The sequence below is a fragment of the Streptomyces sp. NBC_00846 genome, assembly GCF_045207325.1.
Classification (GTDB): domain Bacteria; phylum Actinomycetota; class Actinomycetes; order Streptomycetales; family Streptomycetaceae; genus Streptomyces.
The window spans coordinates 7947440-7967746 of the sequence record NZ_CP108846.1 but is presented as its reverse complement, the minus strand read 5'-3'; the positions used below and the strand labels follow the sequence as shown (position 1 = coordinate 7967746).

Here is a 20307-nt window from a genome sequence, read left to right as displayed (position 1 = left end):
AGCAACCGGGCAAGTTCGTTGTGCTCAGCACCCACGACCACGCTCCCTACCAGCGCCCCTCATATCAGCTTGGGAACCGCCACGGGGAGCGTCAATCTGTGACCAGTCACAGTAAAGACCGCCCCGGCCTCGTCCAGGCGCGATCAACACCCCGAAGCGCAACAAGACGCCCTAAAAGCCGCAGGGTGCGAACAGATCTTCACCGACAAGGCGTCCGGCAAGCTCGCCCGCCGGCCCAATCTCGACAAGGCCTTCCTCGTCGCGTGCGAGGGCGACCAACCCGAACTCGGCCTGCGGCAGCCCAGGCCGATCCGGAGACCGCCGCAGTCCCGGCCTGACCGAACCTCACAGCGGGCCCGTCCAGGAACATCCGGGCGGGCCCGCGCCGTGGTCGCCAACCGCCCGGCAGACGACCATCCCTTCAGCGGAGCGCCGACACCCGTCCCGCTGTCCGTCTGGATCCAGGAGAGGAAACGCCTGACCTTCGAGTCGGGCAGACCAGCATCAGCAGGCCCGCCCCGGACACGCCAGAACCCGGGGGAACCGTGGACAGCCGCACGGTGGAGAACCGCGCGTGCCTTCCCCAGACGGCCGAGCCGAGGCGTGAGCCAGACCGAATACCACCGGCAAGCGCGACCCCACACCATCGACCCGCGCAAGGTCCTCGATCAAACCCGGAAAGACCCTCTCCAAGGCCCTCGGGGCCTTGCGGGCGCACGACACGGACACCATCGAGGCACTGGCCGATCCCCACGTCCGCAGCGGCCAGGAGCACACCGACGACCAGGACCAGGAGCACGGTGGCGACGACGTCCTGGAGGGCGGAGACGGGCGGGGGTGCGGGTGAGCGGGGCGGCGGCCGGGGTGCTGCGGTTCAGCGAGGAACGCGACCCCGCCGTGCTGGCCCGGTTCGTGCGGCTGCGGGTCATCGACCCGGAAGGGGCGTACTGGCGGCGCGAGATCGAGGCGGCCGGGAAGTGGCTGCGCGAGACCGGGAACACCGTGCTGCGGGTGCCGTACACGGTCGTCACGCCGGAGGACTGGGGCGGGGTCGGCGGGTATCCGCTCGGGCAGTGGATCGCCGACCAGCGGCGCTCGTACGCGGCCGGGACGCTGGAGGCCGGGCGGGTCGCCGAGCTGGAGAAGCTCGGGATGGTGTGGTCGGAGCAGGACGCGGCCTGGGCGGACGGGCTCGCCATCGCCAAGCAGTACGCCGCCGCTCACGGCCACTTCCTGCCCCCGACGACAGCGGTGTGGGAGGGGCATCCGATCGGGGTGTGGGCGAAGAACGCGAGGGCGGCGGCGCGTAGGGCGCGGGAGAATGAGGAGCTGCGCGCGGGGCCGGTCGCCCCGTCCCCTCGGCGGCCGGAGCGATGACCCGGGCGCGGCAGGAGGAGCTGGACGCGATCGATCCGGGGTGGTGCCCGGTGTGGGACACCGGGTGGCAGCGGTGCTTGCGCCTGGTCCAGAACCACGTCCAGGCCGGCGGGACGCTCCCCACGGCCGACGGCGATGTCGTGGTCCAGGGCGAGGACCTCGGACGCTGGGTCACGGCGCAGCGGTTCGGGTGGGAGCAGCTCCTGCCCGTACAGCAGTGGGGCGTTCCCCGCTTTCAGCGTGCGGTCGGTCACCGTGAGTCCGCCTCCCCAAGTTCGTGGGGCTCGTCGCGTCCCATGCGATGGATCACGCCTCGTGTTTTCTGCGGCACGAAAAGTGCTCTGGTAGCCCTTCCGGTCCCGGAAGGCTTGCGGGCTGACCGCAACCGAAGCGGCAGAGCGGAATCGCTTGGCCCGAGAAGTCGACCGCAACCTTGACAGGCTCGGTTTCCTGCGCGCGGGACTCGAGGACGATCGTGCGGCTTCCGCGTCTCTGCTTCGGTTCGGCCCGCACCTCAGAAGCCGGGCGGTCCTCGGTGCACCTATCGCTACGGTCCCCCTGCCGTACTGATGTCTTGCGTTCCTTGTCGTCCAGGGCCGGGCCGTTCGCCTCGAGGTAACACTGCTGTGCGGGGAGCCACCCGTGGTGACCGCCCCGCTGCAATGGGATCCGCTCGCCGGCCGCAGCTTCCACGATGAACTGGGTGAGGGTCAGGGTGCCGCCCTCTGCTGCGAGAGAACTCGACTGGTGAGCGGGAACGAGGACGCGGTGCCAGCCCCCGCAGTATCCGGCGTCAGTGGGGTTCTCCGGGTCGTAGGGTCTTTCTGGGCACCGAGTGAGCGAGCCGCTCTGGCTGCACTGGCCCTCCTCCAGGACGAAGTTGCCGCCCCGGACCGCAATGGGGTTCTTCTGTACGCGGATGACGGAGGCCGGCAGGTTGGGCGTGCGGACGTAAGGGACGGTACCGATGCCTGTGTGGTCGGGGTCGGCGAAGTCCCAGACCGACTGGATGCCGCCGCGGCGCCGGAACCCTTCTCGCGCACGCATTCCGCGAGCGGTCTGGGCGCTCAGTTGTGGCTCGTACCCAAGGACAATGCCGTTACTGACTTCGGCTCGTTGGGGTGAACTTTCTCGAAGTCCCTGAGGGGCCCGGTGTGGTGGCTGTATTCGGTGGTGGATGAGGTATGCGGATGGGGGCGGGCTGACTGCTGCGGGTCGGCTGCGCCGGGAGTCGGTACGGCTGCAGGCGGCTGAGCTGTTCGAGCACGGCATCAAGCCGCTGGAGGTGGCACAGCGTCTACGGGTGAGCCGGAAGTCGGCCTACCAGTGGCACCAGTTGTGGCGGGAGGGTGGTGTGCGGGCTCTGGCTTCCCGTGGCCCGAGCGGATCGCGGTGCCGTCTGTCCGAGCGCTGTCTGGAGAAGCTGGCCGCGTATCTGGAGCAGGGCCCGGCCGCGCACGGCTGGGTGGAGGACCAGGTGTGGACCGCGGCAAGGGTCGCCACGCTGATCGGCAGGAAGTTCCACGTCTCCTACAGCGCCTCCGGCGCGACGAGGCTGATGCACCGGCTCGGCTTCAGCCCGCAGGTCCCCGCGCGGCGGGTTGCCGAGCGCGACGAGCAGGCCGTCACCGTCTGGAAGGAGGCGACCTGGGCGGAGGTAAAAGAGCCCGGGCGGCCTGCGGGGGCTACATCTGCTTCGAGGACGAGGCAGGCTTCACCCGCAGGCCGCCCAGGGGACGCACCTGGGGCCGACGCGGCCGCACACCGCAGGTGACGGTGAGCGGGCGACGCTCAGGACGGCTGTCGGTGGCCGGACTGCTTGCCATGCGGCCCGGCTCCCGCACCCGTCTGTGCCACCGCCTGCGTACCCACCCCGCCGGCAGAGGCAAGCGCCGCAGCATGAGCGAGCGCGACTTCATCGCACTGATCGACGGTGTCCACCAACTCGTCAAAGCGCCGATCGTGCTGGTCTGGGACCGCCTGAACACCCACGTCTCCCACGCCATGCGTGAGCTGATCGCCGAGCGTGCATGGCTGACGGTGTTCCTGCTGCCCGCCTACTCGCCCGACCTCAACCCCGTCGAGTGGGTATGGGCACACGTCAAACGCAGCCTGGCCAACCTCGCCGTCGTCGCCCTCGACCGCCTGGAAACGCTCGTCCGCAACCGGCTCAAACGCCTCCAGTACCGGCCCGACACGCTCGACGGCTTCATAGCGGGCACCGGCCTAACCCTCGACAAACCAGCGTCACCTTGACGATCCGAAGTCAGTAACCCAGTCATCCCACCCCCGGCACCTCGTGGGGGCGGGTCGCCTCTGCCCGGACCGGGTGCCGTGCGACACCGGCGTAGAATGCGGAGGTGGATCGCACACCCCCATGGCCCGTAATTCCGGAGCTCCCGCTCCAGGAGCTTGAGTGTTTCTCCGTGCTGGTTCACCAACTCCATTTCGGCCGCACGGCCGAAATCCTGGGCGTGACCCAGGGACGCGTCTCCCAGCTGATCAAGCGCCTGGAGAATCGGGTGGGTGCTCCGGTGTTCGAACGGACCAGCCGCCGGGTCGAGCTGACCGATCTGGGGCGAGGGCTGGCCGAGCAGGTAGTTCCCGCCTTCCGCCAGCTTCGCGAGGGTTTCGACGCCGCCCGGGCTGCGGCGACGGACCGGCCCATGCGCGTGGGATTCCAGTGCGCCGTGTACGAGCCGGTCGCCAAGGCGATCGCGAGCCTTCCCGAGGGTTCCGCCGAACTCGTCGAACTTTCCTGGGGGGACCCGTTCTCCTGCCTGAGCCGGGCCGAGATCGACGTGGCCATCGTGCTCTCGCCCTGCCGTGAGAAAGGCCTCCGGCTCATGCTGGAGTTCTCGCGACAGCCGATGTACCTTGCCCTCTCCACCGCGCACCGCCTGGCCGCTGAGTCGAGCGTCTCCGCCGGCGAACTGTCGGAACTGCCGCTGATCGAGCCGCGCGGCCCCGCCCCCGACTACTGGCGCCAGGTGAATGCGCCGACGCGGACGCGGAACGGGTTCGAGCTGACCTACCCGGTGGGCGCCGGCACGATTCAAGAGGGGCTCTCGACCGTAGCCAGCACCCGCCTCGGTCTGCTGCTATGTGAAGCGAGCACAAGGTACGCCCCGCGGCCGGACATCCGCTACCTGCCGGCTCCCGACCTGGAGCCGACCACGCTGCTCGTCCTGCAGAGCGAACGGAAGCAGCACGGCCTGGCCGACAGGTTCGTCGAGCTCTTGGTGAAGAACGTGGACTGAAACGCCGTTGCCGTGTCGGCCGTAAGCGGAGCAGGTCTCCGCCCGTCAGAAGGACGTACCTTCGGATTGGCGGTTGTCCGTTCAGGGCAGCAGACAGACCGTCAATGGCCGGCGGCATCCAGCTCCGGCCGCCGCGCGCGTGGAGCCGTCGGGCGAGGCCGCGAGACGGCGGCGACGATCAGCCCGGCCGCCGTGATCAGCGCCGCCGAGAACAGGACGGCTCGGTTTCCCGCACGGTCGATGACGAGCCCGCCCGCAAACGCACCGAGAGCGATGCTTGCGTTGAACACGCCGGCCCACAGCGCGGCCGATACCTCGGTACGCGCGGGGTCGGCCGTGCGGACCCAGGTCTGCGTCGAGACCGAGACCCCGCCGTACGAGGCGCCCCACATGACGAGCGCGATCAGCACAGTGACGGTGCTCGCGGTGGCGAACGGCAGCAGTGCTGCGGCCAGCGCGACGCCCGCCAGGGCGATCGTCACAGCCTCCTTCGTGTACCGGCCGGCCATGGGACCGAGGGTGAAGTTTCCGGCGACGCCGGCCATGCCGTAGACGAGCAGGCAGCTCGCGATCAGGCCGGCGCTCATGCCCGCGTCCAGCTCAAGGACCGGGCGCACATACGTGTAGCCGGTGAAGTGGCCGAGCGCGACCAGCCCCGTGATGGCCAGCCCGGCCGCGACGCCGCGGTTTCTCAGCGCGTCGACGATTCCGTCGAGGCGGCTCCGATGGTGAACCGGGAGGGCCGGAAGCGTGAGGACCAGGACGCCGGTGGCCACCGCACCGACGAGTGCGAGTGCCCAGAACGTGGCACGCCAGCCGAGGAGCGCCGCAAGGAGGGTCCCCAGCGGCACGCCGAGAACCGAGGCGATGGAGACCCCCGAGAAGATCAGCGTGGTGGCAAGCGCGATTCGTGGTCCGTCGACGAGTCGCGGGCCCAGTCCTGCGGCCAGTCCCCACACGACGCCCATCGCAATGCCGAGAAGGACCCGACTGAAAGCCAGGACCAGGAAATTGGGCGCGACCGCGGTCAGCGCATTCGCCAGTGACAGCAGAACCATGAAGGTGACAAGCACCCCCTTGCGATCACGGAGCCCGATGAGCGCGGGCGCGAAGGGGGAGACGGCCGCAGCGATGATCCCGCTAACCGTCAAGGAAAGGCCGGCGACACCGTCGGAGACGGAAAGGGACTCCGACATGGGCGTCAGCAGACCCACCGGCATCATTTCGGAGGACACCACGGTGAACGTACCGAGTGCCACGGCGATGACCGGTGACCAGCGAGGTGCCCCACTGTCCGCTGTGGAGGGTGTGAGAGCTTCCGTACTTTTCATATGGCCAGCTCACCACCCCCTTTCATGGCCGAACAAGATCGATGATCTCATCCACTCATTACCCCGACTCATCGATCGGGGGAACCGGGCCTGCTCGAGCATCGCCGACCTGTGCAGCAGCAGTACCGTCCGAACGCCTTTACTTGGTCATGACGTTGGTGACAGTCGGGTGATCGGGGGCTGGCCGCCGAGCGCGGTGTGTCTGCGTCGAGTGTTGTAGAAGGTCAGCCAGGGTGCCAGTGCGCGGGAGCGTGCGGTGTTGCTGGTGAACACCTGGTGGTAGGCCCATTCTGTTTGCAGGGTGCGGTTGAAGCGCTCGACCTTGCCGTTGGTCCAGGGGCAGTGGGGACGGATGAACCGCTGCTGGGCGCCGAGGTCTGCCACAGCCTGCCGGAAGGCGCTGCTCTTGCGGTAGGCCCAGGGGTTGTCGGTGATGACTCGTTCGATGCGGTCGATGCCGTGGGCTGCGAAGTAGGCGGCGGCGCGGGTGAGGAAGGCGGCGCAGGTGTCTGCCTTTTCGTCGGCGTGGATCTCGGCGTAGGCCATGCGGGAGTGGTCGTCGATAGCGGCGTGGACGTAGTCGTAGCCGATCCGGGCCTGCTTTTGCGCGTAGGTCCTGCCGGCTTCGCGGCCGTGGGCTCGCCATCCCCCGCCGTCCGGGATCCGTCCGATCTTCTTGACGTCGAGGTGGATCAGTTCTCCGGGCCGGTCTCGTTCGTAGCGGGCGTGACTGCGACGTTCGGAGCGGATCGGCTGTCCGGTCAGTGGGTCGCACGAGGCCAGGCGGGGCATGCCGTGGCGGTGCAGGATGCGTGTGAGGTTGATCCCCGGGAGTGGACACCAGGTTTCATGCAACGAGTGACAGCGTACGTGACGTGATCAGTTGCTGTTCGAGCTCGGCTGGTGTGAGGTAGCCAAGCTCGGAATGCCGACGGCGCCGGTTGCAGTACGACAGCCGGCGGAACAGCTCGAGCCGGGTCTGTGCCTTGGAGGTCCAGCTCCTCCCGTGGAGCAACTCGCGCTTGAGGCCCTGGAAGAACGACTCGGCGAGGGCATTGACGCTCCTATAGTTGTCAACTCGCTGTGGGGACGGTCCGTGGTGCGGGTCGGATCAGGTGGTAGACCTCGCGGATGACGTAGCGTTTGAGGCAACGGATTATCTCGCGTTTCGTCTTGCCCTCGGCGGTGCGGCGGGTGACGTAGTCGATCGTCGGTTGGTGGAATCGCATGCGGACGATGACGGTCCGGTAGATCGCGGCGTTGAGCTGGCGGTGGCCGCCGTGGTTGATGCGGTGCCTGCCGCTGGTCATGCCGGAGCCGGTGGGCACAGGAGCGATGCCCGCAAGCTTGGCGAGGGCGGCTTCGGACTTGATGCGTTCAGGGTTGTCGCCGACCACGACGAGGATCTCCGCGGCGGTGTCCACACCGATGCCGAATGGTTCGAGTAGTTGCGGGGCGGCACGGTGGACCAGCTCAGCGATCGTTTTCGTCAGTTCCTTGGCCTCGGCGTCGAGGTACTGCCACCGTTTGGCCAGTGTTCGAAGGGCGTGACGCAGTGCGTCCTCGGGGCCCTCCAGCTGTCGAGGACGCAGGCCCGCCAGGTGCCGGGCCAGAGCGATTTGCGTTTTGCCCGCGGTCTCGTTGCGCAAGGGATCAGGAGCGTGGACAAGCATCGCTTTCATGGTGACCATCGCCGCCGAGCGCTGTTCGACGGCCTGGTCATGGGCGATCTTGAGCTGCCGGATCATCTCGGCTTCACCGTCGGCGCTCTTGGGCGTGGCCGTCGCGAACCCGGCCAGGACGGCTCGGGCGGCGTTCTCGGCGTCCAGGGTGTCGGACTTGCCGTTCATCCGTCGCAGCCGCCGGTCCGGGCGGCCGGCCTCGACCACCTTGTGCCCGGCCCGTCGAAGGAACGAGGCCAGGGTGGCGCCGTAGGAGCCGGTGCCCTCGATTCCGAAGGCCAGAATCCTGCCGTATGAGCCTGCCCAGTCCAGGAGTTGCTGGAATCCGCCGGTGTCGGTGGGGATCGTCAAGGTCGCCAGGATCCCGCCGATCGTGTCCATCACTGCAGCGACGTGCACATGCTTGTGTGTGTCGACGCCGATCACGACGTGCCCGGACCTGTGCTGCTCGTTGTTATCCACCGCGTTCCCTTCGGTCGGTAGCGTGGGATGCACGCTGTCGCCGGCCGGAGGGACAGGACTGTCACGGGGACGCTTTGACGAGTTGGCTCCAGGCTCCTATGAGGTCACGTCCGTCCGGCGGCAGCGCTTGTTGCGTGCCCGGCCGGACGGTCGACAGATCAACGCCAGGACACCCGTGGGGTCGGTCGTAAGCAAGAGTCAGACCGTCACGGCCGGGACTACCCGATCCTTGCGGGATCCGGTACGAACAGACTGACAGTCATAGCTCGAGCCGACCCGGCCCATGCTGCGACGGATGCCGTGCCGGCTGCAGACGTCGGCGAAGGCGGCCGCGCTGTACCGGGTGCCGCTGTCGGTGTGGAGGACGACGCCGTGGACCCGGCCGCCGCGGGCGGCAACGGCCATCTCGACCGCGTCGGTGACCAGGGAGGTGCGCATGTGGTCCGCGATCGACCAGCGCGCCAGTGTTCATGGCTAAGCCCCTTTCGAGCGAAACGGAGAAATTTTCTCCGCCTACGGCACGCTAGCATAAACGGAGAGAAGTTCTCCGCTTCATTGATGGAAGGTGGATCTCATGCGGGCGGACGCCGAACGCAGCAGACGAAGGATCCTGGATGCCGCCCGCGATGTGTTCCTGGAGCGGGGCCTGGACGCCCCGCTGGACCTGATCGTGCGCCGGGCGGGTGTGGGGCCGGCCACGCTCTACCGTCGCTACGCCGACCGCGAGGCACTCGTGCGTGATCTCACCGGCGACCTGCTCTCACGCCTTGAGGCCGCGGCCCACCAGGCGGCGCGGGAGGAAGGTGACGCGTACGACGCGGTGCGGCGCTTCGTCCACGCGGCAGCCGGCCTCCGGATGGGCGCGGTAATCCCGGTGCTGCTCGAACGGCTCGTTGTCGACCAGGAGTTGATCGAAAGCCGGACCCGCACATCGAGGGCGCTCGACCACCTGATCCGCGCGGCGCACGAATCCGGCCGGCTGCGCCCCGAGGTGGGGGCGGGGGACCTGATCCTCCTGTCGATCCGGCTGTCCCGCCCCCTGCCCGGTGGTCTCTCCCGGCTCGACGCGGACGGCACGCTGCTGCACCGCCATCTCGACCTTGCCCTCGACGGTCTGACCACGCAGTCCGCACCGGCGCCCGCCCCTGCCCCCGGCGAACCGCTCACCTTCGCCGACCTCGTCGCCGCTGCCGACCGCCCGAACACGACCGACTGAGCCCGCCGGCACGGCCCGGAGCACGAGAGCCTCCCCCACCAGGCGGCCCCGTTCGTTGCGGTGCACCGGGACAGTGCCGAGTCCGCCGACGGGCGGGCACACCCGGCCACCGCACGACTGAACGTGGATGGTCAGCCGATGAAATTCGACCTCATCACGAACATGTACGCGGAGGTCAAAGCCGATATCACCGGGACGTGCGCAGACGTTCTGACCGTCCTGGCGCTGACCCATATCGAGCACCGCCAGGATCTGCTGGCCTTGATCGGTGGGGAGGCCGCCCCGGACCACTCTGAGCTGGTTGACTTGTTCCGGCGGTCCGTCCAGAGGGGGGTCTTCGGCCGGGACGAGCGCGGCGGCTACATCAGCCACATCCACGCAGCGCACGCCTAGCCGCGTCGGCCTGTCACGCTGCGGACAGCCCGGAGCGACCCAAAAAAATGGCTGCCGTTCGATCGCGCGGGGACTGTTGGGTGGTTGTCAGATCCGCCAGGACCGAATGCGGTCTGCGGCGTCGCAGGGGTCGGTGCGCCCGGTGTCGATGTCGTGGGCCAGGGAACACTGAAGCCGCCCCTTGATCTTGGACACCTGGAGACTGGGATCCGAGGTCCGGAGGAAGTAGTGCCAGGTGGGAAGCAAGTACACGAAGCGGTACTCGGATGAGTCCGCGTGGCGAGTTCGACGTCGGCCGCCTGGCGGGCCACGCGGGCCGGTCCGGTCCGCCGCCGGTAGTAGAAGCTGGATCGGGCGATCCCCAGGATCCGGGGCTTCCTTGGCTGCCCGGATGGCGTCGATCATGTCGGTCTTGCGGCCGCCGCGAGCGGCTGCCCGTTTGGGACGCAGTACTTCGACGACCTGTTCGCCGGCCTGGGCGAGGAAGGCGGCCAGCCCGGCGCCGTAGCTGCCGACCCCTTCGAGAGCCCAGCATCGGCGGCCGGGAACGTGCTGGCGGGCAAAGTCCAGCAGGCGCCGGTAGCCCCGTGCGTTCGCGGGGGCATCGGTGGTGGCGGTAACGGCGCCGATGGGGCTGACGGCGGCTGCGGCGAGGGTGTCCCGGTGGGTGTCGACTCCGATGACGCCGTCGACTCGTTCTGCGAGCATGGTCACGAGGTTGTTCTCCTTCAAGAGCTGGGCGACCGTGGTCGGCGCCGGCCTGGGCGGAGTCACCGCGTGGCAGAACTGTGATGAGTCACGTCGAGATGGCGGACAAGCTGCTGATCAAGCCAACGGGGTGGGCCAGGCCGACGCCGACGTCCGGTAGACATCTCGGGGGCACGGCAGGCTCTGACGAGCCGCCAATTACCTTGCTGGTCATACCGGAACGTCAACGCCAGCCTGGCAGCAACTCAACCCGGGCCGCAGGACGACTATCACAATTACCTTTTTTGCGGAACCTGCAACGGGCTCGCGGACCCCAGGGCCGTATGACTTGGCGCGCCGGCGCGCAGGGGTGACTTCCCCGCACGGATGAGGTCGGCCATCGCCCGCGAGTCCACGTAGTCCAGGCTCCAGTCTTCGTCGAACTCGCCGGAGGCATCGCCTTCGATCGAGAGCACCTCCGGCACGAGCAGCGGGACGAGAGACGGGTCGGTCTCCTCGACAAACGAGAAGTTGTGCGGCGACTCGATACGCCGATAGTCACCGGCGATCAGGGGCGCGGTGACCTGGCCACCTACTTCGACGTGGTGATATTTGGTGAAGATCAGCCCGGCGGTGAGGTTGCCGACGATACGGGCGCTGCAGTCGTTGTCCTCGAAGAGCACACAGCCGTCGATCGTGACGTTGCCCTGGACCTCCAGCCATCCCTCGGTGATGAGGTTTCCGGCCCGCAGATCTCCGGTGACGACGATGAGCGACTCCGGGTCCAGGCAGTCTTCCAACAGCCCGCTGACGGCCAGGTCCCCGTGGACCACGAGCATCTGGGTCCACGGTTCGATCCCGGTGTGGAAATCGCCGCCTATCTCCAGGTCGCCGTCGTGGAACAGGACATCGACGTCCTGGGGGTGGTACCCGGGCCCGGCCGCCCAGTCCCTGGCTACTACCATCGCCTGGCGGCGAACGTCCGGGCTTCGCACATGGGCTGTGACCAACTGTTCCATCTCGACCGCGCTGAGCGTGTCCCGGAGCGCGCTGCGGGCACGGGGTATGTCCATCGGGGGTCTCCTTGCAGGGGTAGGGAGTGTCGCAGCTCTGGGCTCACCTGGCGGAACCCAGCCGGTCGTGTCCCAGGCCGGACGCCGGACCTGACAGAACGTAGAACATGCGACCAGGCCGTTGGTCATGAGCAGGGAGGTTCCGGTGGTTTCCGTGGCCGATTGCGTAGTTCTACTGACACTGGCGCCGGTCGAGACGCACACGGAGACGGCGCCATGCTCGGATGGGCCCGGCACCGCAGGCCCGCCACATCACGAAGTAGAAGGAAGCCGTGCAACTCGACGAAGAAGGTCAGGCCAGTTCGATCCCGGAGATCCTCGAACAGTTCCCGGCCGCGAGTGGTCCTGGGCGCTGGAGGCGTTCGAGTACTGGGGCGCACCGCCGACGGTGCGGCTCTATCCCTCTGGATGCACGACGACGCAGCCGGTCTGGACCGGCAACGGCCCGTATTTCGTCGTGGTGGACGGCGACCTCACGTCCACCGCCCCCGTGGAGCTCGTGACGTGCGACTACACCCCGGGGCCGGTGATCGTGACCGGGAGCCTGAACGCCCCCTCGCTGTCGTTCGCCAACAACATCCGTGTGTTCGTCGGTGGCGATGTCCGCGTCAGTGCCTGCCTTGGGGAACTCGGAGACCGCAACGCCGTACTCGCCGTCGAGGGCGAGCTCCACGCACGCGCCCAGATCCTGGACTCGTACGCCGACGCCTGCGCGGACGGAAGCATCCGTGTGCTCATCTACGCCAACGGATGGGAACAACTCCGCCCCGACATCGTCAACGACGGCCCGGGAGACGACTCCCGCTTCTTCCGCCCGGAGTTGCTCCGCCACGACGAGACCGGCACCTGCCTGTCCTTTCCCGCGGCGCGCCCCGGCCCCCGCCCGTCCTTTCCCGCGGCGCTCCGGGCCGCCTTCGCCGGGGAGGAACTGTTCCTGCCGGGGGTGGAGGAGCGCTTTCCCGCTAGCCTGGTGCTGCGCCGCGACTCCGTATGACAGGCTCCCGGTGACGGCGCCAGACTTCCGTACCAGGTTGGGCAGTTCCACGGATGCCCACGCCGGACGGCATATGCCAAGCTCCCCTCCGAGCCGCCGGGCCCACCCCAGCCCCCGGGGCCGCCGCCGTAATCCCCCCGGACGGCCGCGGCCCCCGTGTCGGTTCGGAGCGCCCTGCGGTTCTCCAATACCCCTTGTGCTGGAGGTCAGCGCACGCCGCCCTCGGGGCAGCCGACGCTCGCAGGACCGGCAGGCCGGCGCGCAGCTCCGCGCGGGGCGGCATGCGCGAGCCCCGCAGCGAGAACGACCGTCGCCCGGCCGCGTCCCGGTCATATCCCGTTGGGGAACGGATCCTCCTGCCGGGCTCCCCGCCAGTGCGGCGGCCTCCGCGCAGCTCCCGACGGCCGCCGCACCGACAGCCGACGTGTCCCGGTAGATCTGGGGCGAGCGCCCCGGCCCGGAAGGTAAGAGGCAGGGCATTCCTCGCTACCGCGGTGATCGTCGTCGGCACGACGCTGTGGGTAGTGCTTCCCGGCCTCCGCGACTCGGCGGCCGATGCCGGCTCCGCCGCATCCTCGGGAGCGGCTTCCGCGACCGCGGGCACCGATGGCGCCGCCGCCCGCAGGCCCGGGGCGCCGGTGTTCCAGGCGGGCGCGCGGTGGACCGAGTCGTACGTCCTGGAGGTGCGGCACGCCCTGCGCTGGGCGCGGTACGCGTCGCGGACCTCACCGGGCGGGAAGGAGGACTTCACCGGCCTGCCGGGCAAGTCCGCGGACACCGGGAACGGAAACGAGAGCGGGAGCGGGAGCCGAGGAACCTCGCTGATCGTTCCGCCGGAACGCAGGCCCCCGCGCTATCGGCGCCGCTGGGAGGAGTGAGCGGCCGAGGGGCGTCTCGGTCCGCGTCCGGCCGACGGCACTGGTCACGAGGGCGGCGGCGTGCCCGGTGCCGCAACCGTGTGGCGGGCCACCAGGGTGGCGAGGGCCGCGCGGGACGGGACGCCCGTCTTGCGGTAGACGCGGGCGATGTGGCTCTCGACCGTGCGCGGACTGAGGCAGAGCCGGGAGGCCACGGCCTGGTTGGTGAGACCCTCTGCGACCAGAGCCGCTATCTCCCTTTCCCGCGAGGTCAGTTGGGCCAGCCCGGCGGCCGGTCCGGACGGCTCCGCCGCCCCGTCCGTGTCACCCAGCACCTCCGGACGCTGCTGGTCGGCCAGGGCGACCAGCAGCGTGGCCCCGCCCTCGGCGGCCTGCCGACGGGCACGGCGCCACATGGCGGCCGCGCCGGCGCCGTCACCGGCGGCCCTGGTGAACGCGGCGCCGAGCAGCAGGCTCTGGGCCTCCCGGAGGGTCGCCCCGGACAGCGCGCTCTCCCGGGCGGCTTCGGCGAACGCCCGTGCCGCCGCGGCCGGGTCCCGCCGATGCGCCTCGACCCGGCCGAAGGCGCGCAGCGCCGCTGCCCGGCGGGTCGGCAGGTCGATCTGTTCGGCCTCCTTCAGGGCGCGCTCGGCCGCGTTCTCGGCCTCCTCCGTCTCACCCACGGCCAAGGCGGCGGCGACGAGCAGTTCCAGGAACTCGGGCAGCAGCGAGGGCTGCAATCGGGGCAGGTCCCTGCCGCCGCCCGCGTCCAGCAGGACGTCCCGTGCGCGGTGCGGGTCACCGGCGCCCATCGCGGCGAGGGCGAGCAGGGACCGTACCAACGTGGACCACCAGCTCTCGCCCGTGCCCTCCGGCGCTGTCGCCGCCTCCTCCGCGGCGGCCAGGACGTCCGGATCGCCCGGCGGGCGGGCCTGCATGAGGAACAGGGACCGGATCGCGAGGGTGAAGCCGAGCAGTTCGCCGCTGCCCAGGGCCCGGGCGATGGTCGCGGCCTCGTCGGCCAGCTCCAGCGCCGTGGTGACCCGGCAGGTCAGGAAGTGGGCGTACGCCTTGCACAGCAGGAGCTGCGACAGCATGTAGGGCCGGCCGGTCCGCCGGGCGATGTCCACGCCCCGGTCGGTGTGCCGTTCCGCGTCGGCGTACCGGTCGAGCATCACCTCGGCCCAGCCCAGTCTGACCAGGGGCTCGCACAGCCCGGCGAGGTCGCCGTCGGTGAGCGCGTCCGCCAGCCCCGCCGCGGTCCGGGCGAGCCGACGGGCCTCGGCCGTGTCACCCTCGTACGCCTCGCTCATGGCGGCCAGCGTCAGGGCGCCCATCTCGTCGAGTCCGTCACCCAGATCGCGGGCGCCGCGCAACGCCTGGGCCAGTTCTTCCCGTACGTCGGGGAAGCGGGCGACGAACTGCGCGCGGCAGCACCATTCGATGACGAGACCGATCCGCTGGGACGGTGACGGCCCGGGCCTCCGGTCCAGTTCGCGGCGCAGCAGCGCGTCGGCCTCGGCGTAGCGCCCGAGCTGACGCTCCATGACGGCGCACTGCACGACGGCGGAGGTACGGAGCGCGTCCTCGCCGTCCTCGTTGCCGGCAGGCATGTCGATCACTCGGTGGAAGAGGTCTCTGCTCTTCCACAGCGCCCCGGTCGTGCCGAGCGCCCCGGCGCGCATCAGCATCAACTCACGGCGTTTGTGGAGGTGTCCGGGGGTGTTGGGCAGGATCGCGAGGACGACACCGAGCCAGTGGGCCGAGGCGGCCGGGGCCGTCACGGCGGTCTGTTCGGCGGCGCTGGTCAGGATCGCGGCGGCCTCCGGGTCCCAGCCGGTCAGTGAACGCTCGATGTGGTGCGCCCGCTCGGCGAGGGGTGCGCCGGCCTCGGCCAGTTCGGCCGCTGCCCTGCGGTGGAGCTCCTGCCGCCGCCAGGGGTCGGTGCTGTCGTGGACCAGCACCCGGATCAGCGGGTGGCGCAGTGCCAGACGGCGTCCGGCCTGGTCCGTGCGGATCAGATCGCGGCGCATCACCCCGCGCAGGGCCTCGACGACGTCGGGGACGGGTGAGCCGGTGAGAGCGGCGATGAGGTCGGCCGTGGCGTGGTCGCCGAGTACGGCGGCGGCTTCTACGGTGCCGCGCTCGATTGGGTCCAGAGGGGCGAGTTCGTCGAGCAGCAGTGCTTCCAGGCCCGCGGGCGGACCACCGTCCCGGACCGGGGGCCCGGGCAGCCGGGCGGTGCGATGGGCCGTCAGGAGTGCCAGGAAGTACAGCGGGTTGCCCTCGCTCGCGGCGTACATCTCGGCCGCCCGCTGCTGCGGCAGGTCGCGGGCCAGTTCCTCGACGCAGTCCCGTTCGTCGAGCGGGCCGAGAGAGATTCGCAGCACCGCGCCGGTGTCGGCCCCGCACGCCAGCGCCGTGGTGAGCGCCGCCGGGGCCTGGCGGTCGCGGCGCGACACGACGAGCAGGAAGGGGGCCTTCACGGGGTGCCGCACGAGGTGGTCGACGAGTTCCAGGGACGCCGGGTCCGCCCAGTGCAGGTTGTCGAGGACCACGACGAGCCGCGCGCCCCGGATGCGGCGCAGCGCGTCCGCGGTGGCCCGGTAGAGGCCGAAACGGTCCCTGTTCCACGGCTCGCCCGAGGGCTCGGCCCTCCCCCGCAGCACCGGAGGGAGCTCCCGCAGCGACGGGAACACTCTGAGCACCCGCTGGTCGAGGTCGGCGAACGCGTCGGCGAACGGCTGGAACGGGCTGTGCCGTTCGTACTCGGTGGCCCGGCCGCGCAGCACGGCCGCCCCGCGGCGGCGGGCGAGCGTACTGAACTCCGCCAGCAACCGGCTCTTGCCGATACCGGCCTCACCGGTGATGTCGACGAGTGCCGGACCACCGGCTCCCATGTGCTGCAGGGCTGCGTCGAGCCGGCGGAGCTCGGCTGACCTGCTGACGAACGGCACGCTGTTCGTGCGCCTGCCCGGTCCCCTGTACAACTCAACCACCACGATCTCCCTCGGAACGAACGCCGCCACGGCACGCCAGGGCCCCGGTGGCTACGACACGGGGCTGGGCGGCTGTCGCTGTCAGGCAGCGTTCTACAGCACGAGTACGACAACGCTGTCCCTTTGTGGCGGGCTCGCCCCGCGCCGGTCAGGGGCGCATGGTGACCGACGTACGGGCAGCGCGTCACACTGCTGACCAGTCGCTACGGGACACCCCGACGGCTCCGTAGTAGGTCCTGACCGTTCCTGATACGAGGCCTGCTGTCGGTGCCCTGGCCTAGCGTGGTCGGCATGCGCGAATTCTTCGCCGATGCCGCTGCGCAGGCAGCCGCCCGCCCGCCAGGTCGCCCCCGCCACAGCGGCAGGCGGCATGTGTCATTCAAGGAACAGCAGGTCATCGAAGCCGGTGCGGCGGAGGAACGGTTCGCTCTGTCCGCCGATCTGAAGTGTCCGCACGACGGGTCCGGACTGCCGGTCCGCCTCTACGGCGGAGATCTGCGCATTCGGGGCGACCTGGACTCCGAACGCACGCCTCCGCACTGGCCGGCCCATGTGATCGTCGACGGGGATCTCGTCATCGACGGCGGCCTCGACTGGGGGAGGGCGACGGCGGGCAGTACAAGTTCCTGCTGGTGACCGGCGATCTGCGGGCACACTCCGTACACATCAGCGGCTGTGTCGACGTTGTGGTGCGCGGCGATCTGCTGGTGACCGGCGGTGTCTCCTGCGACAGCCTCGGCGATGACCCCCTCGACGACGGCGCTACCCTGACAACCGGGAACCTGCACGCCCGCTTTGTGTCGCTGCACGGCCATGTCGACCTGATGGTGCGCGGCGATCTGCAGGCGGCCGACGGCATCCTGGGCCGCGGCTGGGACGCCCGGCGGGCCAGCTCCTCCTTCTGCGGGGAGACGTCGACCGCGACGATGCGCGAGGCACCGGCGATGCGGGCGGCCTGGAGCGCGGCCAGCCCCACTCCCCCGGCGCCGAACACGGCCACCGTCTCGCCCTCGCGCAGCCGTGCCGAGTGGTGCACGGCGCCGTATCCGGTGAGGACCGCACAGCCCAGGAGTGCGGCGTCGGTGAGCGGGATGCCGCCCGGGACGGGCAGGACGCAGCCCGCCGGGACCACCGTCTCCTCGGCGAACGCGGCGACGTTGAGACCGGGATGCAGCTCGCCGCCGCCGTCCGTACGCCGGGCGTGCACCGCGCCCGCGCCGTTCAGCGCGTTGGCGCACAGCCAGACCTCGCCCAGCACACAGGCGTGGCAACTTCCGCAGGAGGGCGCCCAGTTGAGCACGACGCCGTCGCCCGGGGCGACATGGGTGACGCCCTCGCCGACCGCGACGACGGTGCCCGCGCCCTCGTGGCCGAGGACGGCGGGGACGGGCACCCGCATGGTGCCGTTGGACAGCGAGAGGTCGGAGTGGCAGACGCCGGCGGCGGCGAGGGCGACCCTCACCCGGCCGGGGCCGGGCTCCGGGAGTTCGATGTCGGTGATCTCCAGGGGAGCTGAGACTGCGGGCAGTACGGCGGCGCGGACCACGAACAGGCTCCTTGACGATCGGCAGCGGGGAAACGGGGCAGAACGGCCGGAACCGCGGGAACGCGGAAGGGTCAGAACTGGAGGGACTTGGTCTGGAGGTACTCGGTGAGCCCGTGGGAGCCGAGTTCGCGGCCGATGCCGGACTGCTTGTAGCCGCCGAACGGGGCGAGCGGGTTGAACCGGCCGCCGTTGATGTCGACCTGCCCGGTGTCCATCCGCCGGGCGAAGGCCACCGCCTCCGCCTCGTCGCCCGCCCAGACCGCGCCCGCGAGGCCGTACACGGTGCCGTTGGCGATGCGCAGGGCGTCGTCCTCGTCCTCGTAGCGGATGATCGAGACGACGGGGCCGAAGATCTCCTCCTGGGCGATGGTCATCTCCGGGGTGACATCGGCGAACACGGTGGGGCTGACGAAGTAGCCCTGTTCGCGCGGGGCTTCGGGGCCGCCCGCGACGAGCCGGGCCCCCTCCGCCACGCCCTGCTCGATGTAGCCGCGCACCCGCGCGTGCTGCTTGGCGTTGACGAGGGGGCCGATGCGGTCGCCGTACTTGGCGGCGGCCTCCGCGGCGAGCGCGACCGCCTCGTCGTACTGGGAGGTGTGCACCAGCATGCGGGTCCAGGCGCTGCACGTCTGGCCGGAGTTGCCCATGACGTTGGCGACGCCGACGGCGACGGCCTTGGCCAGGTCAGCGCTCGGCAGGATGACGTTGGCGGACTTGCCGCCCAGTTCGAGGGCGACGCGCTTGACGGCCGCGCCGGCCGTGGCGCCGATCTGCTTGCCGACGGCGGTGGAGCCGGTGAAGGAGACCAGGTCGACGCCTTCGTGCTCGGCCAGTGCCTGTCCGGCGACCGGGCCGAGGCCGGTGACCAGGTTGAACACGCCTGCGGGGATGCCCGCTTCATGGACGGCCTCGGCGAAGAGCTGGGCGGTCAGCGGGGTGTCCTCGGCGGGCTTGAGGACGACCGTGCAGCCCGCCGCGAGCGCGGGGGCGACCTTGGCGACGATCTGGTGCAGCGGGTAGTTCCACGGGGTGATCGCGCCGACGACGCCGACCGGCTCGGCGTACACGGTGGAGTTGCCGACCTTCTCCTCGAAGGCGTACGAGGCGGCGCGTTCGGCGTACGAACCGGCCACCAGGACCGGCACGCCCGCGTGCACCGCCTGCGAGAAGGGCAGCGGCGCGCCGAGTTCGGCGGTGACGGTTTCGGCGATCTCGTCCTTGCGGGCGACGAGCACGTCACGCAGGGCGGCGATCCGCGCGGCCCGCTCGGCGGGCGCGGTGGCCGCCCAGGCGGGGAGCGCGGCGCGGGCGACCCGTACCGCGGCGTCGACGTCCTCGGCGGTGCCGGCCGGGACCTCGGCGATGACCTGTTCGTCCGCCGGGTTCACGACCGCGATCGTGTCCCGTCCAGCGGCGGGCCGCCAGGCCCCGTCGATGTACATGCCGTTGTGGGCCTTCATCACTGTTCCTCCCGGATACGGTTACGGACGAGATCGTCCGCGCTTAAACTAGCGCTGTTAGTTTTCGGGCGCCAGAGACGCCCGTCATGCCTGGGGCTGCCGGTCGAGTTCCCCGTGCTGCGCACCGGGGTTCTCGAACTGGGTGCGGTACAGCTCCTCGTACCGGCCGCCCGCCGCGAGGAGTTTGTCGTGCGTGCCCCGCTGCACGATCCGCCCGTCCTCCACGACCAGGATGAGGTCGGCCGCCCGTACGGTGGAGAGCCGGTGGGCGATCACGACCGCGGTGCGCCCGGCGAGCGCCTCGGCGAGTGCTTCCTGGACGGCCGCCTCGGAGGTGTTGTCGAGGTGGGCGGTGGCCTCGTCGAGGATGACGACGCGCTGGCGGGCCAGGAGCAGCCGGGCGATGGTGAGGCGCTGGCGTTCGCCGCCGGAGAGCCGGTAGCCGCGTTCGCCCGGGACGTCCAGGCCACCGGCGCCCCCAGTTCCTGGTGCGCTCCTCTGCCCGCCGGATACCCACCCCTTTCCGGCACCTGGGCGACGGCTCCTACCTGGCCCGGATCGGCTACGGCGTCCTGCCCGTCCTGCTGACCGTCCGCGTCATCGAGGCGTCCGTCACCGCAACCCTGACCGATGGCATTGTCCGCACCGAACAGTGGCGCCTGCTCACCAGCCTCCTCAACCCGGTCGCCCACCCAGCCGCCGGGCTCGTGGGGCTCTACCACGAGCCCGGCGGTCGGAGACGACGTATTTCTCGATGCCCGCCACCGGCACCGCGTCATGGCCCGCACCCGCAAGAACCCCACCAGCAAGTACGGACCGAACGCCGGACAACACCCCACGGCCAGTCAGAACCACACCGTCCACACCACCGTCACGTTCTTACCACCGCTCAACTCGGCACCTACTGGCGGACGCCCTTATCGGCGCCATCACGCTGATCGCGGGCGGAGCGCTTTACGGGGCCCGTCCG

16 protein-coding genes and 5 pseudogenes are annotated in these 20307 nt (G+C 70.2%); 10 read left to right on the top strand and 11 right to left on the bottom strand.

Translation table 11 applies throughout. The features are described 5' to 3' along the window. Positions 1 to 706 precede the first annotated feature (706 nt). From OG936_RS36710 to OG936_RS36690, 5 genes are all read left to right on the top strand, one after another. A complete protein-coding gene (locus tag OG936_RS36710) occupies positions 707 to 847 on the top strand; it encodes a hypothetical protein (RefSeq protein WP_406500077.1) in 141 nt (46 codons plus the stop codon). Continuing rightward, complete coding sequence (locus OG936_RS36705) at positions 838 to 1377, top strand: helicase associated domain-containing protein (protein WP_406500076.1); 540 nt, start codon at positions 838 to 840, stop codon at positions 1375 to 1377. Before OG936_RS36710 ends, OG936_RS36705 begins: the two co-directional genes overlap by 10 nt. Before the next feature lie 1177 nt (positions 1378 to 2554). Continuing rightward, the gene (locus OG936_RS36700) at positions 2555 to 3151 is read left to right on the top strand and encodes a winged helix-turn-helix domain-containing protein (protein ID WP_406500075.1); all 597 of its coding nucleotides are present in this window, start codon (positions 2555 to 2557) and stop codon (positions 3149 to 3151) included. Then, positions 3067 to 3633 (top strand): transposase, encoded by a 567-nt coding sequence (locus OG936_RS36695; protein ID WP_406500770.1) that lies wholly within the window; start codon positions 3067 to 3069, stop codon positions 3631 to 3633. Before OG936_RS36700 ends, OG936_RS36695 begins: the two co-directional genes overlap by 85 nt. Before the next feature lie 104 nt (positions 3634 to 3737). Continuing rightward, a complete protein-coding gene (locus OG936_RS36690; RefSeq protein ID WP_399336994.1) occupies positions 3738 to 4637 on the top strand; it encodes a LysR family transcriptional regulator in 900 nt (299 codons plus the stop codon). 101 nt (positions 4638 to 4738) lie between these two features. On the opposite strand, the gene OG936_RS36685 is transcribed toward OG936_RS36690, so the two are convergent. The 5 genes and pseudogenes from OG936_RS36685 to OG936_RS36665 form a co-directional block, all read right to left on the bottom strand. Beyond that, positions 4739 to 5896, bottom strand: coding sequence for an MFS transporter (locus OG936_RS36685; RefSeq protein WP_406500074.1), 1158 nt, complete (start codon positions 5894 to 5896; stop codon positions 4739 to 4741). Between the two features lie 219 nt (positions 5897 to 6115). Next, positions 6116 to 6787 (bottom strand): annotated as a pseudogene (locus OG936_RS36680) (IS481 family transposase); the annotation flags it as partial. 28 nt (positions 6788 to 6815) lie between these two features. Then, a pseudogene (locus OG936_RS36675) lies at positions 6816 to 7025 on the bottom strand (integrase core domain-containing protein); the annotation flags it as partial. Between the two features lie 16 nt (positions 7026 to 7041). Continuing rightward, positions 7042 to 8112: an IS110 family transposase gene (locus OG936_RS36670; RefSeq protein ID WP_406491619.1), complete on the bottom strand. Its 1071-nt coding sequence runs from the start codon at positions 8110 to 8112 to the stop codon at positions 7042 to 7044. Between the two features lie 258 nt (positions 8113 to 8370). Continuing rightward, positions 8371 to 8568 (bottom strand): annotated as a pseudogene (locus OG936_RS36665) (DDE-type integrase/transposase/recombinase); the annotation flags it as partial. Positions 8569 to 8686: 118 nt separating this feature from the next. On the opposite strand from OG936_RS36665, the gene OG936_RS36660 reads away from it, so the two are divergent. Then, a complete protein-coding gene (locus OG936_RS36660; protein ID WP_403782605.1) occupies positions 8687 to 9328 on the top strand; it encodes a TetR/AcrR family transcriptional regulator in 642 nt (213 codons plus the stop codon). 138 nt (positions 9329 to 9466) lie between these two features. After that, entirely contained in the window at positions 9467 to 9721 is a 255-nt protein-coding gene (locus OG936_RS36655; protein ID WP_406500073.1) for a hypothetical protein, read from the top strand. Between the two features lie 87 nt (positions 9722 to 9808). Here the strand turns inward: OG936_RS36655 and OG936_RS36650 are convergent, their stop codons facing one another. Continuing rightward, positions 9809 to 10429, bottom strand: coding sequence for a transposase (locus tag OG936_RS36650; RefSeq protein ID WP_406500769.1), 621 nt, complete (start codon positions 10427 to 10429; stop codon positions 9809 to 9811). A 275-nt stretch (positions 10430 to 10704) separates the two neighbouring features. Then, a complete protein-coding gene (locus OG936_RS36645) occupies positions 10705 to 11481 on the bottom strand; it encodes a hypothetical protein (RefSeq protein ID WP_406500072.1) in 777 nt (258 codons plus the stop codon). A gap of 388 nt (positions 11482 to 11869) precedes the next feature. Here OG936_RS36645 and OG936_RS36640 point away from each other — a divergent pair, with 388 nt between their 5' ends. Both OG936_RS36640 and OG936_RS36635 read left to right on the top strand, forming a co-directional pair. After that, positions 11870 to 12475, top strand: a complete 606-nt coding sequence (locus OG936_RS36640; protein ID WP_406500071.1) for a hypothetical protein — start codon at positions 11870 to 11872, stop codon at positions 12473 to 12475. Between the two features lie 494 nt (positions 12476 to 12969). Next, positions 12970 to 13353, top strand: coding sequence for a hypothetical protein (locus OG936_RS36635; RefSeq protein WP_406500070.1), 384 nt, complete (start codon positions 12970 to 12972; stop codon positions 13351 to 13353). Positions 13354 to 13397: 44 nt separating this feature from the next. Here the strand turns inward: OG936_RS36635 and OG936_RS36630 are convergent, their stop codons facing one another. Continuing rightward, positions 13398 to 16331 carry an AAA family ATPase gene (locus OG936_RS36630; protein WP_406500069.1) on the bottom strand — a complete coding sequence of 978 codons (2934 nt, stop codon included), beginning with the start codon at positions 16329 to 16331 and terminating at the stop codon, positions 13398 to 13400. Positions 16332 to 16622: 291 nt separating this feature from the next. Between OG936_RS36630 and OG936_RS36625 the strand changes: the two genes are divergently transcribed. Then, the gene (locus tag OG936_RS36625; RefSeq protein WP_406500068.1) at positions 16623 to 16967 is read left to right on the top strand and encodes a hypothetical protein; all 345 of its coding nucleotides are present in this window, start codon (positions 16623 to 16625) and stop codon (positions 16965 to 16967) included. A 241-nt stretch (positions 16968 to 17208) separates the two neighbouring features. On the opposite strand, the pseudogene OG936_RS36620 reads toward OG936_RS36625, so the two are convergent. From OG936_RS36620 to OG936_RS36610, 3 genes and pseudogenes are all read right to left on the bottom strand, one after another. After that, positions 17209 to 17877, bottom strand: a pseudogene (locus OG936_RS36620) (alcohol dehydrogenase catalytic domain-containing protein); the annotation flags it as partial. Positions 17878 to 17948: 71 nt separating this feature from the next. Beyond that, positions 17949 to 19337, bottom strand: a complete 1389-nt coding sequence (locus tag OG936_RS36615; protein WP_406500067.1) for an aldehyde dehydrogenase family protein — start codon at positions 19335 to 19337, stop codon at positions 17949 to 17951. 84 nt (positions 19338 to 19421) lie between these two features. Continuing rightward, positions 19422 to 19805, bottom strand: a pseudogene (locus OG936_RS36610) (ATP-binding cassette domain-containing protein); the annotation flags it as partial. Positions 19806 to 20307 lie beyond the last annotated feature (502 nt).

Coding starts and splice junctions, on each gene's coding strand:
- OG936_RS36700 (WP_406500075.1), top strand. CDS start 2,555: ATGAGGTATGCGGATGGGGGCGGGCTGACTGCTGCGGGTCGGCTGCGC.
- OG936_RS36660 (WP_403782605.1), top strand. CDS start 8,687: ATGCGGGCGGACGCCGAACGCAGCAGACGAAGGATCCTGGATGCCGCC.
- OG936_RS36655 (WP_406500073.1), top strand. CDS start 9,467: ATGAAATTCGACCTCATCACGAACATGTACGCGGAGGTCAAAGCCGAT.
- OG936_RS36650 (WP_406500769.1), bottom strand. CDS start 10,429: ATGCTCGCAGAACGAGTCGACGGCGTCATCGGAGTCGACACCCACCGG.
- OG936_RS36645 (WP_406500072.1), bottom strand. CDS start 11,481: ATGGACATACCCCGTGCCCGCAGCGCGCTCCGGGACACGCTCAGCGCG.
- OG936_RS36625 (WP_406500068.1), top strand. CDS start 16,623: ATGCGCGAATTCTTCGCCGATGCCGCTGCGCAGGCAGCCGCCCGCCCG.
- OG936_RS36615 (WP_406500067.1), bottom strand. CDS start 19,337: ATGAAGGCCCACAACGGCATGTACATCGACGGGGCCTGGCGGCCCGCC.